This window comes from Roseomonas sp. USHLN139, assembly GCF_037145735.1.
Taxonomy (GTDB): Bacteria; Pseudomonadota; Alphaproteobacteria; order Acetobacterales; family Acetobacteraceae; genus Pseudoroseomonas.
Map to the genome: position 1 here is coordinate 718521 of NZ_JBBCWY010000002.1, position 15788 is coordinate 734308.

15 protein-coding genes are annotated in these 15788 nt (G+C 72.4%); 12 read left to right on the forward strand and 3 right to left on the reverse strand.

The features are described 5' to 3' along the window. Window positions 1-15: 15 nt before the first annotated feature. Window positions 16-777: a short-chain dehydrogenase/reductase gene (locus WFI16_RS10200; protein ID WP_419897722.1), complete on the reverse strand. Its 762-nt coding sequence runs from the start codon at window positions 775-777 to the stop codon at window positions 16-18. Between the two features lie 71 nt (window positions 778-848). Continuing rightward, window positions 849-2036, reverse strand: coding sequence for a Bcr/CflA family efflux MFS transporter (locus WFI16_RS10205; RefSeq protein ID WP_419897723.1), 1188 nt, complete (start codon window positions 2034-2036; stop codon window positions 849-851). A 267-nt stretch (window positions 2037-2303) separates the two neighbouring features. Here WFI16_RS10205 and WFI16_RS10210 point away from each other — a divergent pair, with 267 nt between their 5' ends. Continuing rightward, entirely contained in the window at window positions 2304-3797 is a 1494-nt protein-coding gene (locus WFI16_RS10210) for a polysaccharide pyruvyl transferase family protein (protein WP_419897724.1), read from the forward strand. Between the two features lie 22 nt (window positions 3798-3819). Here the strand turns inward: WFI16_RS10210 and WFI16_RS10215 are convergent, their stop codons facing one another. Next, a complete protein-coding gene (locus WFI16_RS10215; protein ID WP_419897725.1) occupies window positions 3820-4794 on the reverse strand; it encodes a MurR/RpiR family transcriptional regulator in 975 nt (324 codons plus the stop codon). Between the two features lie 113 nt (window positions 4795-4907). Here WFI16_RS10215 and WFI16_RS10220 point away from each other — a divergent pair, with 113 nt between their 5' ends. The 11 genes from WFI16_RS10220 to WFI16_RS10270 all read left to right on the forward strand — a co-directional run bounded on the left by WFI16_RS10220 (window position 4908) and on the right by WFI16_RS10270 (window position 15775). Further along, entirely contained in the window at window positions 4908-6284 is a 1377-nt protein-coding gene (locus WFI16_RS10220; protein ID WP_419897726.1) for an aspartate aminotransferase family protein, read from the forward strand. A 129-nt stretch (window positions 6285-6413) separates the two neighbouring features. Then, a complete protein-coding gene (locus WFI16_RS10225) occupies window positions 6414-7511 on the forward strand; it encodes an ABC transporter ATP-binding protein (RefSeq protein ID WP_419897727.1) in 1098 nt (365 codons plus the stop codon). Window positions 7512-7600: 89 nt separating this feature from the next. Continuing rightward, a complete protein-coding gene (locus WFI16_RS10230) occupies window positions 7601-8620 on the forward strand; it encodes an extracellular solute-binding protein (protein ID WP_419897728.1) in 1020 nt (339 codons plus the stop codon). 5 nt (window positions 8621-8625) lie between these two features. Beyond that, the gene (locus tag WFI16_RS10235; protein ID WP_419897729.1) at window positions 8626-9480 is read left to right on the forward strand and encodes an ABC transporter permease; all 855 of its coding nucleotides are present in this window, start codon (window positions 8626-8628) and stop codon (window positions 9478-9480) included. Continuing rightward, window positions 9477-10277, forward strand: a complete 801-nt coding sequence (locus WFI16_RS10240) for an ABC transporter permease (RefSeq protein WP_419897730.1) — start codon at window positions 9477-9479, stop codon at window positions 10275-10277. The genes WFI16_RS10235 and WFI16_RS10240 overlap by 4 nt, the downstream gene beginning before the upstream one ends. A gap of 59 nt (window positions 10278-10336) precedes the next feature. Further along, window positions 10337-11731 (forward strand): aminotransferase-like domain-containing protein, encoded by a 1395-nt coding sequence (locus WFI16_RS10245; RefSeq protein WP_419897731.1) that lies wholly within the window; start codon window positions 10337-10339, stop codon window positions 11729-11731. Between the two features lie 88 nt (window positions 11732-11819). Continuing rightward, window positions 11820-12230 (forward strand): DUF983 domain-containing protein, encoded by a 411-nt coding sequence (locus tag WFI16_RS10250; protein WP_419897732.1) that lies wholly within the window; start codon window positions 11820-11822, stop codon window positions 12228-12230. Between the two features lie 104 nt (window positions 12231-12334). Then, on the forward strand, window positions 12335-13102 hold the full coding sequence (locus WFI16_RS10255) for an ABC transporter substrate-binding protein (protein ID WP_419897733.1): 768 nt from the start codon (window positions 12335-12337) through the stop codon (window positions 13100-13102). Then, window positions 13099-13758, forward strand: a complete 660-nt coding sequence (locus tag WFI16_RS10260) for an amino acid ABC transporter permease (RefSeq protein ID WP_419897734.1) — start codon at window positions 13099-13101, stop codon at window positions 13756-13758. The genes WFI16_RS10255 and WFI16_RS10260 overlap by 4 nt, the downstream gene beginning before the upstream one ends. After that, the gene (locus WFI16_RS10265; RefSeq protein WP_419897735.1) at window positions 13755-14498 is read left to right on the forward strand and encodes an amino acid ABC transporter ATP-binding protein; all 744 of its coding nucleotides are present in this window, start codon (window positions 13755-13757) and stop codon (window positions 14496-14498) included. Before WFI16_RS10260 ends, WFI16_RS10265 begins: the two co-directional genes overlap by 4 nt. Then, complete coding sequence (locus tag WFI16_RS10270) at window positions 14495-15775, forward strand: NAD(P)/FAD-dependent oxidoreductase (protein WP_419897736.1); 1281 nt, start codon at window positions 14495-14497, stop codon at window positions 15773-15775. Before WFI16_RS10265 ends, WFI16_RS10270 begins: the two co-directional genes overlap by 4 nt. The last annotated feature ends 13 nt before the right edge of the window (window positions 15776-15788 follow it).

Genomic DNA, 15788 nt, shown 5'->3' on the forward strand with positions numbered 1-15788 from the left:
CGGCCGTGCCGGTCGCTAGCCGGCGCCGCCGTCGATGGTCAGCACCGTGCCGGAGGTATAGCCCGAGCAGGGGCTGGCCAGGAAGGCGACGGCCTGGCCGATCTCCTCGGGCTTGGCCGCGCGCTGGAAGGGCATGGCGGCATACTGGTCGCGCCAGCGGCTCTCGTCGCCCTTCTGCGCCGCGGCGTGGCGGGCCAGCATCTCGTGCCGCTCGGTGGCGACCGGGCCGGGGTTGATGGCGACGACGCGCAGGCCGTCCTTCGGCGCCGCCTTGCCCAACGCCTTGGTGAAGGCCATCAGCGCCGCATTGCCGGCGGCGCCGGCGATATAGCCGGGCGGGAACTTCTCGCCCGCCGCGCCGATGACATTGACCACGACGCCGGCGCCCTGCGCCTTCATCGCCGGGTAGAGCGCACGGGTCAGGCTGATGAAGCCGAAGACCTTGAGGTCCCAGGCGGCGCGCCAGGTGGCGTCGTCCACCGCCAGCAGGTCGCCGGGCGGGATGGCGCCGGCATTGTTGACCAGGATGTCGACCCGGCCGGCGGCGGCGGCCAGGCGCTCCACCTCCGCCTGCTGCGACAGGTCGACCGCCAGGATATCCACCGCGACCTGGTGGCGGGCGCGCAGCTCCCCGGCCGCCGCCTCGAGCTTCGCCGTGTCGCGCGCGACCAGCAGCAGGTCGCAGCCCTCCGCGGCCAGCACCCCGGCGGTGGCGCGGCCGATGCCGCGCGAGGCGCCGGTGACCAGCGCCCGCCTGCCCCTCAGCTGAAGATCCATGGTTCCGTTCCTTCCCGCGTTCCTCGAGCCGGCAGCAGGGCGCGGAACGGGCGCCGGCGCAAGGGGCCGTGTCAGCGGCGATCGGCGGCGAGCGCCACGGCGAAGGCCAGCTGGCCGAGCAGCGCGGCACCGGCCAGCACCACCGCGGCGGCGATGGCCGGGTCGCTGCCGAGGCCCGCGAGGGCCGTGCAAAGCGCGCCCACCGCCATCTGGCTGAAGCCGTAGAGCCCGGCCGCCGAGCCGATCACCCGCGGATTGACGCTGACGGCGCGGGTCAGCGCCAGCGGGCTGGCCAGCCCGACGCCGACCGCGAAGATCAGCGGCCCGAGCACCGCGAGGGTCAGGGTGAGATGCCCGGACACCGCCGCGCCGAAGAACAGAAAAGCGCCCAGGCAGCCGCCGCCGCTGCCGAGGCGCAGCAGCCGCGCCAGCCCGAGCTTCGCCACCAGCCGGTTGGCCAGGATATTGCCCAGCGCGGTGCCGCCGACCAGCAGCACATAGACCAGGCTGATCTCGTGCACCGGCCGGCCGAGCTGCTGCACCAGGATGAAGGGCAGCGCCGCCAGATAGGCGTACCAGCTGGTGGTGGCGCAGCCGCCGCCGATGGCGAAGCCGAGGAAGGCCGGCGTGGTGACCAGCTGCCGGTAATCCCGCAGCAGGGCGGCGAGGCCACGGCTCTCGGCACCCTGCCGGGTCTCGCGCAGCCGCCACCAGGCGAGGCCGGTGGTCAGGGCACCGACCGCGCTGAGGCTGGCGAAGACGGCGCGCCAGCCCAGCGTCTCGGCCAGCAGCGAGCCGAGGAAGGGGGCGATGCCCGGCCCGATGGAGACCGCCAGGTTGAGCATGGCCAGGCGCGAGGCGGCCTCCTTCGGCGCGGCGGTGTCGCGCACCATGGCGCGGCCCAGCGCCAGCCCGGCGCAGCCGCCGAGCGCCTGCAACAGCCGCGCGCCGATCAGGAAGCGCACCTCCGGTGCCAGCGCCGCCGCCAGCCCGGCCGCGGCATAGAGCGCCAGCCCGGCCAGCAGCACCGGCTTGCGGCCCAGCGCGTCCGACAGCGGGCCATAGCCGAGCTGCCCGAGGGCGAGCCCCAGGACATAGAGGCTGATGGTCAGCTGCATGGCGCCGGTGGAGACGCCGAATTCGGCGGCGGCCTGCGGCAGGGCAGGCACGAAGATGTGGATGCCCACCGTGCCGGAGGTGGTGATCATCACCAGCAGCCAGAGCGGGGGCCGGATGGCGGTCGTCGCGGGCGCGGGCATGTCGGACATGCGCGGCAGAGTGGCGCAGATCCGTTGACCCGGGCAGGGGTGCCGCGGCGCCGATGCGGCACGGGGAAGACGGCGATGACCGGGATCGAGGCAATCGGCCACGGCATCGACCGTGCTTCAGGCAATCGGGATGACATTCCCGACGGGCGACTCCTGCCATCGCCAGAACAGAACGGTTTCGTATCTTCCGATCGTCGCGGGTTGTTCGTGGCGGTGCCTTTTCCTATCCGGGACATCGACCACGAAGGATTTGCTGGAGTGCTTGTCTTCTTCTGCCCGGTGTCGCGCGAGACCATGGCACCGCTCCTGCTGCAGGCGCCGCTGGCCGGGCGCTATCGCGCCGCCTTCGCCGATCAGGCTTCCGCCGCGGCGCTGCGGGAGAACCCGCCGCCACAGGCACAGCTCTGGCAGGCGATCGGCCATCTCGAGGCGGGGGTGCCGGCGCTGCTGCATGTGCAGGAGGAGGAAGGCTTCGTGCAGGGCGCGGCCGATGCCGCCGCGGCCGAGGCGCTGACCCTGCGGCAGCTGGCCCGCTGGCGCAAGCTCGGCGGCCGGATCCTCTGGCGGGCGCAGCAGGCCGGACCGCAGGCCTGCGCCGCACCGGCCATCCGGCGGTGGCTGGCGGCGGAGGCCGATGCCATTCTGACCTCCGGCCGCGCCTCGGCGCAGATGGCGGCGGAGCTGGACGGTGCCGACCCGGCGCGGCTGCAACCGCTGCCCGAGGCGGCGCTCGACACGGCGGCGATCGCCGAAGCGGAGGCACTGGCCGCCGCCTATGACCGGCTGGCGGCGGCGATGCCGCCCCTGCACGGCGCGCAACTGCCGAAGGGCCTGCGCGCCGTCGCCTCCCCGCGCGACCGGGCGATGCGGCATGGCGCACCGCTGGTCTGCGACTGGCCGCGACAGAAGGCGGTGGCACGCAACTGGGGCGACAAGCTGAACCGGCCCCTGGTCCGGCTGCTGAGCGGAAGGCCGGCGCTGCATGTCGACCACCGGCCGGTCGCGACGCCCGGGCCGGCCGGTCACCGCGGCGCGGAGGCGGTCTTCAAGGTCATCGGCAGCGGCATCCGCAGCGGCGGCCGCAACCATGTGATCTGGGGCTCCGGCTTCATCTCGGCCGGCGACCCCATCCCCGCGCTGCGCGCCATCCATGCCGTGCGCGGCCCGCTGACCCGCGCCAAGCTGCTGGCCGCCGGGCGCGACTGCCCGGCGGTCTATGGCGACCCGGCACTGCTGATGCCGATGTTCTACCGGCCCGCCATCGCCGTGGAGCACGACCTCGGCATCATCCAGCATTTCCGCGAGGCGGGGGTCGAGCCGCTGCCGCGCATCCCGGCGGGGCTGCGGGTCAAGATCATCGACATCACCGGCGGCATCACCGAGGTGCTGGACGCGATCCTCTCCTGCCGCGCAATCGTCTCCAGCTCGCTGCACGGGCTGATCGCCGCGCATGCCTATGGCGTGCCGGCAAGCTGGATCAAGTTCAGCGACCGGCCGCTCGGCGACGACTTCAAGTTCCGCGACTACTGGGCCTCGGTCGGCTGGCCGGCCGCACGCGCCATCGCCGTGGACGGCGACACCGAGGCGCTGTCGCTGATGGGCGAGATGCGGCAGGCGATCCCGGTCGTCGACGTGGCAAGGCTGCTGGAGGCCTGTCCCTTCGTCCATGCCGAGCGCCGCGCCGCGCTGCGCGCCCGCGCCGCCGAGACCCTGCCGGCCATTCCGCCGGTGCGCTTCCTGGCGCGCGCCTGAGGCCGGGCGGCGGCCCGCCGGATCAGCCCTCCGCCGCTGCGGCGCCGCCCCTCCTGGCGGGACGCGGCCCGGCCAGCAGGAACTCGCCGCCGGCGACGATGCGGCGCTCATTGGCCGCGATGCGGCGCTCGGCGGCCGGGCCGAGCCGGGCGACCACCAGCGCCACCAGCAGATGGGCGATGGCCAGGGCCCCGCCGACCGATTCCGGAAAGGCGCCGCCGCGGGCCGGCGCGATGAAGACCAGCGGCCCGGCCAGCCGGCGCAGCGGCGGGATGGCGGCCTCGGCGATGGCGATGACGCGGGCGCCGGCGGCCGCGGCCTGCTCGGCCAGGCCGATCACCGGGCGGGAGAAGGGCGCCGAGGTGATGGCGACCAGCACGTCGCCCGGCGCGGCATCCTCCAGCGCCGCCTCCGGGGCGCCGCCGATATCGCTCAGCAGCGCGACGCCGGGCCGCGCCTTCTGCAGCGCATAGGCCAGCGAGTAGGCGGGGGCGAAGGCGGTGCGGCGCCCGACGACATAGACGCGGCCGGCGCCGGCCAGCAGCGCCACCGCCTCCTCCAGCGCGGCCGGCGCCAGGCCGCGCAGGCTCTGGCGCAGCACCTCCTGCTCGGCGGCCAGGAAGGCCTCGGCGATGCCGGGCGGCGCGGCGGCGGCCAGCGAGCGGGCGCGGCTGAGGTTGCGGGTGGCGGCGACCCCGCCGACGGCCCCGGCATGGCCCTGGCGCACCCCTTCGACATAGTGGCGGCGCAGCGCGCCATAGCCGGGCAGGCCGAGCCGCCGCGCCAGCCGCACCAGCGTCGCCGGCGGCACCTCCACCCGCCGCGCCAGCTCGCGCATCGAGAAGACGGCGACATCCTCGGGATGCGCCAGGACATGCCGCGCTGCCGCCGCGATCGGACCGGAAAGCAGCGGCAGCAGCGCGGCGATGGCATCGGTCAGCGGATCGGACGGGTCCGGATCAGGCGGCGGGCGGTCCGGCGAGGTCGTGTCGGTCATGCACGACATATATTCGGGAAAAGAAACGTTCAACCCAAATGATCCATGTTGCAGTTCGCAGAACCATATGTTCCACTCCGGTCTCGCAAGGATGTGAGCCATTTCAACGCGCCTTGCTGAACCTCGAGGCCCCGATGATGCACCGGCACCCCGCGCTGCTGTCGAATCAGGAAGGCCTGGCGCCCTCGTCGTCGCGATCGGCCGCCGCCTATCGCGACGCCCGGGAGGTGATCCCCGGCGGCAGCATGCGCCCCTCCTCCTGGTTCGCCCCGCACCCGCCCTATGCGCAACGCGGCGAAGGCTGCTGGCTGACCGATCTCGACGGCCGCCGCCTGCTCGACGCCTCCAACAACTTCTTCTCGCTGATCCACGGGCATGCCTTCCCGCCGGTCGTGGCGGCGATCCGCGAGACCGCGGCGCAGGGCACCGCCTTCGGCCTGCCGACGCCCTACGAGACCGAGCTGGCCGAGATGATCAGCCAGCGGGCGCCGCTGCTGCAGCAGGTGCGCTTCTGCAATTCCGGCACGGAAGCGGTGATGTTCGCGGTCAAGGCGGCGCGCGCGCTGACCGGCCGCAGCGCCATCGCCAAGTTCGAGGGCGCCTATCACGGCACCTATGACGCGCTCGAGATCTCCTATGATTGCGGGCCGCAGAACTGGGACGGGCCGGACGGCAACCCCGCCTCGGTGCCCTATTGCCGCGGCACGCCGCCGATGCTGCTGACCGAGACCGTCGTGCTGCCCTTCGGCGATCCGAAGCGCTGCCGCGAGATCCTGCGCCGCCAGGGCAGCCGGCTGGCCGCGGTGGTGATCGATCCGCTGCCCTCGCGCATCGGCATGGTGCCGGTGAGCGCCGCGCTGCTCGAGGTGCTGCAGGAGGCCCGCCAGCGCGACGGCTTCCTGCTCGTCTTCGACGAGGTGATCAGCTTCCGCCTGCATCACGCCGGCGCGCATACCCTGTTCGGCGTCGAGCCGGATCTGGTGGCGCTGGGCAAGATCATCGGCGGCGGGCTGCCGGCCGGGGCGGTGGCCGGGCCGGCGGCGCGCATGGCGGTCTTCGACCACACCCGCGGCCGGCCGGGCGTCGCGCTGGGCGGCACCTTCTCGGCCAATCCGCTGACCATGGTGGCCGGCGCCGCCACCCTCGCCGGCTATGACGAGGCGGCCATCACCCGGCTGGCCGCGCTCGGCGACGCCTTCCGGCAGGCGACCAACGCCGCCTTCCGCAGCGCTGGCCTCGCCGCGCAACTGACCGGCCTCGGCGCGCTGTTCCGCCTGCACCTGACGCGCGACGAGATCCGCGACTACCGCTCGATCACGCCGCCGCCGCGCGGGCCCGGCGCGCTGGCCGCGGTGCAGGCCGGCCTGCTGCAGCGCGGCGTGCTGCTGACGCCCAACTGCTCCGGCGCGCTGTCGACGCCGATGGGCGAGTCCGAGACCACGCTGCTGCGCCTGGCGCTGCTCGAGGCCGTCGCCGCGGCGGAGGCCTGAAGCAGAACCTTCGAGGAAACCGCGGGCAAGGCAGGAAGGATCGAAAAACAGGCTTGCGACGGCGGCGGAATTGTTCCGATGCTGTCCGGACGGGTCATCGCACCCGAGGCTGCAGAGGAGGATCGCCGCTTGGGTGACATCGTCTTCGAGGGGATCGAGAAGCGCTACGGCGCGCTGGTCGCGGTGGAACGCCTCTCGGCCCGGGTCGAGCAGGGCGAGTTCCTGACCATCCTCGGCCCCTCGGGCTCGGGCAAGACCACGGTGCTGTCGATGGTGGCCGGGCTGACCGCGCCGAGCGCCGGGCGGATCCGCATCGCCGGGCGCGACGTCACCGACCTGCCGCCGCAGGAACGCCGCATCGGCCTGGTCTTCCAGTCCTATGCGCTGTTCCCGCATCTCGACGTCTTCCGCAACGTCGCCTTCCCGCTCGCCGTGCGCGGCGTGCCGCGCGAGGAGGTGGCCCGCAAGGTCGCCGCCGCCCTGGCGCGGGTGCGGCTGACCGGCCTCGAGAAGCGCCGTCCGGCGCAATTGTCCGGCGGCCAGCAGCAGCGCGTGGCGCTCGCCCGCGCCCTGGTCTTCGAGCCCGATATCCTGCTGCTCGACGAGCCGCTCGGCGCGCTCGACAGGAAGCTGCGCGAGGAGGTGCAGGTCGAGCTGAAATCGCTGCAGCGCGAGCTCGGCATCACCACGCTGCTGGTGACGCATGACCAGGAGGAGGCGCTGTCGCTCTCCGACCGGCTGCTGGTGCTGAACGAGGGCGCGGTGCAGCAGGTGGGCGCGCCCGACGCGGTGTATCGCCGCCCGGCCAGCCGCTTCGTCGCCGAGTTCCTGGGCATCGCCAACCTGCTGCAGGGCCGGCTGATCCGTGGCGGGTTGCGGCTGGAGGGGGGCGAGGCGGTGGTCGCCTGCGACGCCGCCGGCCGGCCGGAAGGCGCGCTGGCCACCGCCGTGATCCGTCCCGAGCAGATCCGCATCGCCCCGGGGCCGCTGCCTGGCACGCTGCCGGCGCAGTTCCGCCAGGCGGTCTATCTCGGCCATCTGCAGCGCTGGCACCTGCAGACGGCGCAGGGCCTGCGCCTGGTCGCCCAGGCCGGCGCCGCGACCCCGCCGGCGCCCGGCACGCTGCTGCACCTGGCCTGGGATCCGGGCGATGCCTGGCTGCTGCCCGAGCCCGGCCTCTCCGCCCCTGACGTCCCGGCCGCCCAGGCGACGCTGCTGCCCGCCTGAGCCCCGTGCCGTGCCTGCGCCGTCGCGTGCCTGAAATATTCCGTGCCTGCCGTGCCTTGCCCCGCCTTCCGCCATCAGAGGAGCGCGCCATGCCCGTCACCCGCCGCGGCCTGATCCTGGCCGGCACCGGCCTCGCCCTGCCCCTAGCCGCGCCGCGCATCCTGCGCGCGCAGACCGTGCGCGAGATCCGCATGATCGAGGCCGGCGGCAAGTCCGGCGAATCGATGGAGCCCTATATCCGTCCCTTCACCGCCGCGACCGGCACCAAGGTGGTGCGCGAAAGCCCGAACCCCTTCGGCAAGCTGCGCACCCTGGTGCAGGCCGGCCGCCCGCCCGTCGTGCTGTTCGAGGTCGGCAGCACCCAGGTGAAGCAGGGCGAGGCGCTGAACCTGCTCGAGCCGCTCGACTGGAACGCCATCGCGCCTGACGAGATGTATCCCGAGGCGCGGCTGCCGCTCGGCTTCGGCTGGCAGTACTACTCGACGCTGATGGCCTGGCGCAGCGATGCCAAGGCGCCGAAGACCTGGGCGGATTTCTTCAACACCCGCGACTTCCCCGGCAAGCGCAGCCTGCAGGACCGGCCCTATACCCTGGCCTTCGCCCTGCTCGCCGATGGCGTGCCGCCGGAGAAGCTGTTCCCGCTCGACATGGACCGCGCCTTCCGCGTGCTGGAGCGGATCAAGAAAGACGTCGCCGTCTGGTGGACCGCCGGCGCCCAGCCGCCGCAGCTGCTGCGCGACAATGAGGTGCAATACGCCGCCTCCTATTCCGGCCGCGTCGCGGCGACGCCGGGCATCAGCTACACCTTCGACTTCGCGGCGCTGGACTGCGCCTATCTGGTGGTGCCGCGCGGCGCCGACCCGGCCGACAAGGCGGCAGCGATGCGGCTGCTGCGCGAATTCAGCAAGGCCCCCGCCCAGGCCGAAGCCGCCGCCATCATCTCCTACACCGGCCCGAGCCCGGCGCTGACGCCGCTGCTGCCGCAGGACAAGCTGGCCGAGTTCCCGACCGCGCATCGCGACAAGCAGTTCCAGCACGACGTGAACTGGTGGTACGACAATGCGGAGATCGTTGAGCGGCGCTGGCAGCAGTTCAAGCTCGGCTTCTGACGCGCATGTCCGCCACGACGGTTCCCGCCCCGGCCACGGCCCTGCCGCGGCGGCGGCCGGGGGCCGGCGCCTATGCCCTGCCGCTGCTGGCGGTGATGCTGGTCGCCTTCAACCTGCCGATCCTGGCGATGCTGGCGCAGAGCTTCCTCAGCCCGCATCCCACGGTCGCGCATTGGGCGGAGCTGGTGCAGACACCGATGTATCTGCGCGTGCTGGGCAATACCTTCTGGCTGGCGGCGATCACCGCCGCGGTCTGCGGGCTGCTCGGCTATCCGCTGGCCTTCTGGATCCGCACCCTGTCGGGCCGGGCGCAGCTGATCGCGCTGACCCTGGTGCTGATGCCCTTCTGGATCAGCGTGCTGGTGCGCACCTATGCCTGGATCGTCGTGCTGGGCAATGGCGGCCTGGTCAACCGCGCGCTGCTCGGCCTCGGCCTGGTCGAGGCGCCGGTCTCCTTCCTCTACAACACGCTGGGCGTCACCATCGGCACCACCAACGTGCTGCTGCCCTTCCTGGTGCTGCCGCTGCTGGCGGCGATGCTGAAGCTGGACGACCGGCTGTTCCAGGCCGCCGCCACGCTGGGTGCCAGCCAGCGCGCGATCTTCTGGCGGGTCTTCTTCCCGCTGACCCTGCCGGCCTTCGCCGCCGGCATTCTTCTCGTTTTCATCCTGACCCTGGGCTTCTATGTGACGCCGGCCATCCTCGGCGGCGGGCGGGTGCCGATGATCGCCAATATGCTCGACGTGCTGATCAACCTGATGCCGCGCTGGGAGCTGGCGGCCGCTATTTCCACGCTGCTGCTGGTGACGACGCTGGGCTTGTTCGCCCTGTATCGGGCCATCGGGGCGCGCGGCGCATGAAGGCGGGGTCCCTGGCGCGGCTGGTCGCGCTGCTCTCGCTCGGCTTCCTGCTGGTGCCGATCGTCATCGTCGTCGTCATGTCCTTCTCCAGCGCCAGCTCGCTGCAATTCCCGCCGCCCGGCCTGTCGCTGCGCTGGTACCAGAGCTTCTTCGCCGATCCGCGCTGGGTCGAGGCGCTGCTGACCTCGGGGCTGCTGGCGCTGGTCTCCAGCGCCATCGCGCTGGTGCTGGGCAGCCTCGCCGCCTATGCCATCACCCGCGGCCGCTTTCGCGGGCGCGGCTGGCTGGAGGCGAATTTCGTGGCGCCGATGATCCTGCCGGCCATCGTCATCGCCGTCGCGCTCTACCTGTTCCTCGCCCGCGTCGGGCTGCTCGGCAGCGCCCTCGGCCTGGTGCTGGCGCATGTCATCCTGGCGGTGCCCTTCGTGGTGCTGATCGTCGGCGTGGGCATCCGCGGCTTCGACGCGCGCATCGAGCAGATCGCCTTCACCCTCGGCGCCTCGCGGCCGCAGATGCTGTGGCGGGTGCTGCTGCCCAACCTCGTGCCCAGCCTGGCCTCGGCCTATATCCTGGCCTTCATCAGCAGCTTCGACGAGGTGATCGTCACCCTCTTCGTCGCCGGCACCTACCAGACCGTGCCGAAGCGCATGTTCAACGAGCTGATGCTGGAGGTGAACCCGACCATCACCGCCATCGCCACCATCATGATCGGCCTCAGCCTGGCGGCCATCGCCCTGGTGGCGGCGATCGCCGGGCGGCGCGGCATGCGGTCGCTGATGGGGGATGGCGGCGGATAGGGCTTGCGGCGGCGGCAATATCCATACAATAGGGGGTAATTGCATGGATTGATCACCTCATGCCCGGCGACACCCTGACGCAGCCCTGGGTCCCCCTGCTCGACCGCGCCGGGGGGCCACTCTATCTCGCCATCGCCGAGGCGATCGGCACCGACCTGGCGGCCGGCCGCCTGGCCCCCGGCCAGCGCCTGCCGCCGCAGCGCAGCCTGGCCCAGGCGCTCGGCATCGACTTCACCACCGTCAGCCGCGCCTATGCCGAGGCGGCCCGCCGCGGTCTGGTCGAGGGCCGGGTCGGCCAGGGCACCTATGTCCGCCGCCGCGCCGCGGCGCCGCTGCCCGCCGCCAGCGGGCTGGTCGACATGAGCATGAACCTGCCGCCGCGCTTCGCCGATCTCGGGCTGGAGGCGCGGCTGTGGGAGGGGATCGCCGGGCTCGAGCAGGATGGCGGCATGCCGCTGCTGCTGCGCTACCAGGAGCCGGGCGGCAGCGGCCGCGACCGCGCCGCCGGCCAGGCCTGGCTGGCCCCCCGCCTGCCCGGCGCCGAGGCGGCGCGCCTGCTGCTCTGCCCCGGTGCCCAGGGCGCCCTGCTGACGGTCTTCTCGCTGCTGACCCAGCCCGGGGATGCGGTGGCGGCCGAGGCGCTGACCTATCCGGGCTTTCGCGCCCTGGCGGCGCATCTCGGGCTGCGGCTGCTGCCGGTCGCCATGGACCGCGACGGCCTGCTGCCGGAAGCCTTCGAGGCGGTCTGCCGCAGCGAGCGGCCGAAGGCGCTCTACTGCACCCCGACGCTGCAGAACCCGACCACCGCCACCCTGCCGCTGCCGCGGCGCGAGGCGCTGGTCGCCATCGCCCGCCGCCATGGCGTGCCGATCGTCGAGGACGACGCCTATGGCGCGCTGCCCGCGGCGCCGCTGCCGCCGCTGGCCGCCCTGGCCCCGGACAGCGTCTTCCATGTCGCCGGCCTGGCCAAGAGCCTGTCGCCGGCGCTGCGCATCGCCTATCTGCTGCTGCCCGACGCGGCGCTGACCGCGCGGGCGGCGGCGGCGCTGCGGGCCACGGCCGGCCTGGCCTCGCCGCTCACCGCCGGCATCGCCACCCGCTGGATCGAGCAGGGCACCGCCATCGCCATCCGCGACGCGGTGCGCGCCGAGGCGGCCGCCCGCCAGGCCATCCTGCGCGAGGCGCTGTCGGGCCAGGCGGTCGCCGCCGATGCGGAGGGCTTCCATGCCTGGCTGCCGCTGCCAGCGGCCTGGCAGCGGCAGGCCTTCCTGGCCGAGCTGCGCGCCGCCGGCATCGGCGCCGTGGCCAGCGACGCCTTCGCGCTGGGCCCGCCGCCGGAGGCGCTGCGCCTCGGGCTCGGCGCCGCCGAGGGACGCGCCGCGCTGCGCCAGGGGTTGGCGGTGGTGGCGCGGCTGCTGCGCCGCGGGCCGGAAGGGCCGCAGCTGGTGGTCTGATTCGGCTTGACGCAATCTCCATACATACCACATACAATGCGGCATTGACGGCAGACCCCCTGCCGCCCCGATCAGGGATTTCTGCACCATGGGCACCCCCACCGAGGAGTGGCCGCCGCTTCCGCCTTTCCAGACCGGCACGCGCGGCCGCTGCCCGCGCTGCGGCCAGGGACACATCTTCAAGGGCTTCCTGGCCCTGCGCCGCGAATGCGAGGTCTGCGGGCTGGACTATTCCTATGCCGATCCGGCCGATGGCCCGGCCTTCTTCGTCATCTGCTTCGCCTGCGTGCCCAGCGTCGTGCTGGCGCTGTGGATCGAGGCCCGCTTCGCCGCGCCCTTCTGGGTGCACCTGGTCACCAGCCTGCCCTTCATGCTGCTGACCTGCATCCCGCCGCTGCGGCCGCTGAAGGGCTGGCTGGTGGCGAGCCAGTACTTCTACAAGGCCGGCGAAAGCCGGGTGAAGGGTCCGGGCGGCCGGCAGCTTTCAAACCCGTCATAATTTTCGGGGCATTTTTGTCAGTTCAGTGAAAAACCGGCTTGGCAGCCCAGGCTTCAGCATGGCCTGATGCCGGCGACAGGATGGGCCTGGCCGGGAGAGACAGAATGCTGCAGCGTCGGATCTTGCTGGGGGCGGGTCTCGCCGCGCTCGGGGCGGCCACCACGACGGCGGCCCGGGCGCAGGGCCCGGTGCTGAAGGTCGGCTCGACCCCGACCGGCATCCCCTTCACCTTCCTCGACACCAAGACCAACACCATCACCGGCTTCATGGTCGACCTGATCACCGCCATCGGCAAGGATCAGGGCTTCGGCGTCGATGTGCAGGGCACGCCCTTCGCGGCGCTGATCCCCTCGCTGACCACCAGCCGCATCGACATCATCGCCGCCGCCATGACGGCGACGCCGGCGCGGCGCGAGCAGATCGACTTCTCCGAGCCGGTCTATGCCTATGGCGAGGGCGCCGTGGTGAAGGACGACGACAGCGTCACCTTCACCAGCATGGAGCAGATGAAGGGGCTCGCCGCCGGCGCGCAGCTCGGCACCACCTATGCCGATGCCGCCAAGCGCGCCGGCCTCGATGTCCGCACCTATGACAGCGTCGCCGACATCATCCGCGACGTCTCGCTCGGCCGCATCAAGGTGGGCTTCGGCGACGGGCCGATCGTCGGCTACCAGATCGCCCAGGGCGCCTTCCGCGGCGTCAAGCTGCTGCCCGGCTACAAGCCCAGCGTCGTCGGCACGGTCAATCTCGGCACCCGCAAGGGCGATCCGGTGATGGCCAAGCTGAATGCCGGCCTCGCCAAGATGCTGGGCGACGGCAGCGTCGCGGCGCTGATCGCCAAGTGGAACCTGCCGCCCTCCGTGCAGGGATGACCTTTTCCGGCTTCCTGCAGGCGGCCGGCGACTTCCTGCCGATCCTGCTGCAGGGCGTCTGGGTGACTGTGGCGGTCACCCTCTGCGCCCTGGTCATCGCCACGCTGCTCGGCCTGGTCTGGGCCCTGATGCGCACCTCCGGCATCGCCTGGCTGGAATGGCCGGCGAAGACGGTGGTGAACATCCTGCGCGGCATCCCGATCATCGTGCAGCTGTTCTACATCTATTTCGTGCTGCCCGAGATGGGCATCGACCTGACCGCCTTCCAGGCCGGCGTCATCGGCCTCGGCGTCGCCTATTCCGCCTATATGGGCGAGGTGTTCCGCTCCGGCATGCTGGCGGTCGATCCCGGCGCCATCGAGGCGGCGGAAAGCCTCGGCCTGCCGCGGCTCCGCATCCTGACCCGCGTCGTGCTGCCGCAGGCGGTGCGCATCGTGCTGCCGCCCTATGGCAACATGCTGATCATGATGCTGAAGGACAGCAGCCAGGCGAGCGTCATCACGGTGGCCGAGATCTCCACCCAGTCGCGGCTGATCGCCTCCTCGACCTTCAAGAACCAGGAGGTCTTTACCCTCGCAGCCCTGCTTTACCTGGCCTTGAGCGTTCCGCTGATCATTCTGGTCGGGCGGCTTGAAAAGAAGTTCGGGCGCGCATGATCGAGATCGAAGGCCTGCAGAAGAGCTTCGGCAGCAACCGCGTTCTCGACGGCATCTCGCTGAAGGTCCCGGAGGGCAAGGTGGTCTGCGTGATCGGCCCCTCGGGCTCGGGCAAGTCGACACTGCTGCGCTGCGTCAACGGCCTCGAAAGCTACGAGGGCGGCGATGTCCGCGTCGACGGGCTGCGGGTCGACCGCAGCCACAAGGAGATCCGCGCGGTCCGACAAAGGGTCTGCATGGTGTTCCAGCGCTTCAACCTGTTCGGCCATCGCACCGCGCTGGAGAATGTTACCGAGGGGCCGATCTACGCCCTCGGCGTGGCGCGCGAGGTGGCCGAGCGGGAAGCCGCAGCCCTGCTCGCCAAGGTCGGGCTGGCGGGAAAGGAAAAAAGCTATCCGGCGCAGCTCTCGGGCGGGCAGCAGCAGCGCGTGGCCATTGCCCGCGCCCTGGCCATGAAGCCGCGCGCCGTGCTGTTCGACGAGCCGACCAGCGCGCTGGACCCCGAGCTGGTCGGCGAGGTGCTGCGCGTCATGCGCGACCTGGCGCGCGGCGGCATGACCATGATGGTGGTGACGCACGAGATCGGCTTCGCCCGTGAGGTCGCCGACCATGTCGTCTTCATGGATCGCGGCAAGGTCGTGGAAGAAGGCCCGCCGGCCGAGGTGCTGGTCGCACCGCGCGCCCCGCGCACCCAGGATTTCCTTCGCCGCGTGCTGCGGCCGCTGGAGGACAGGGAATGACGCCCCCGCTGCCGCCAAGCCTCTACGCCGAGACCGCCGAACCCGGCCTCACCTTCCCGCCGCTGCAGGAGGTGCAGCGCGTGCCGGTCGCCATCATCGGCGGCGGCTTCACCGGCCTGTCCACCGCCCTGCACCTGGCCGAGCAGGGCGTCCAGCCCGCGCTGATCGAGGCGGCCGAGCCCGGCTGGGGCGCCTCGGGGCGCAATGGCGGCCAGGTCAATCCCGGGCTGAAGCCCGATCCGGACCAGGTGGTCGCCGATCATGGCGAGGATCTGGGCGGGCGGATGCTGGCGCTCTCCTACGGCGCGCCGGATGCGCTGTTCGATCTGGTGCGACGCCACCAGATCCGCTGCGACGCGCGGCAGCAGGGCACGCTGCGCGCCGCCATCCGGCCGCAGAACGCCGCCGCCGCCGCCTCCACCGCCGAGCAATGCGCCCGCCGCGGCATGCCGGCGGTCTATCGCGACGCGGCCGAGGTCGCCGCCATGACCGGCACCCGCCGCTATGCCGGCGGCCTGTACGACCCGCGCGGCGGCGACGTGAACCCCCTCTCCTACGCGCGCGGCCTGGCGCAGGCGGCGGCCCGCCAGGGCGCGCGGATCTTCGGTGGCACGCCGGCGCTGTCGCTGGCGCGCGAGGGCGCGCTCTGGCGGGTGACGACGCCGCAGGGCGCGCTGCTGGCCGAACAGGTGGTGCTCGGCACCAATGGCTATACCGGCGATCTCTGGCCCGGCCTGCGGCAGAGCGTGGCGCCGGTGTTCAGCTCGATCATCGCCAGCGAGCCGCTGCCCGAGGCGGTCGCCCGCGAGATCCTGCCGCTGCGCGGCTCCGTCTATGAAAGCGGCCATATCACCGTCTATTACCGCGTTGACCAGGGCAACCGGCTGCTGATGGGCGGCCGCGGCCCGCAGCGCCCGATCGGCAGCCCCGATCCCGTGCAGTATCTGCGGCGCTACGCGGAAACACTCTGGCCGGCGATGCGGGGCCGAAGCTGGTCGCATGGCTGGAATGGCCAGCTGGCGATGACCGCCGACCATTATCCGCATCTGCACGAGCCGGCCCCCGGCCTGCTGATCGGGCTGGGCTATAATGGCCGCGGGGTCGCCATGGCCACCGCGATGGGGCGGCAGCTGGCCCGCCGGGTCCAGGGCACGCCGCAGGCCGCGATCGACATGCCGTTCAGCCCGGTCCGGCCGATGCCCTTCCACCGCTTCTGGAAGCTGGGCGTCGCGGCCACGGTCTGGCAGGGGCGCCTGCGCGACCGTCTCGGGGTCTGAGCCGGTCCCGCGG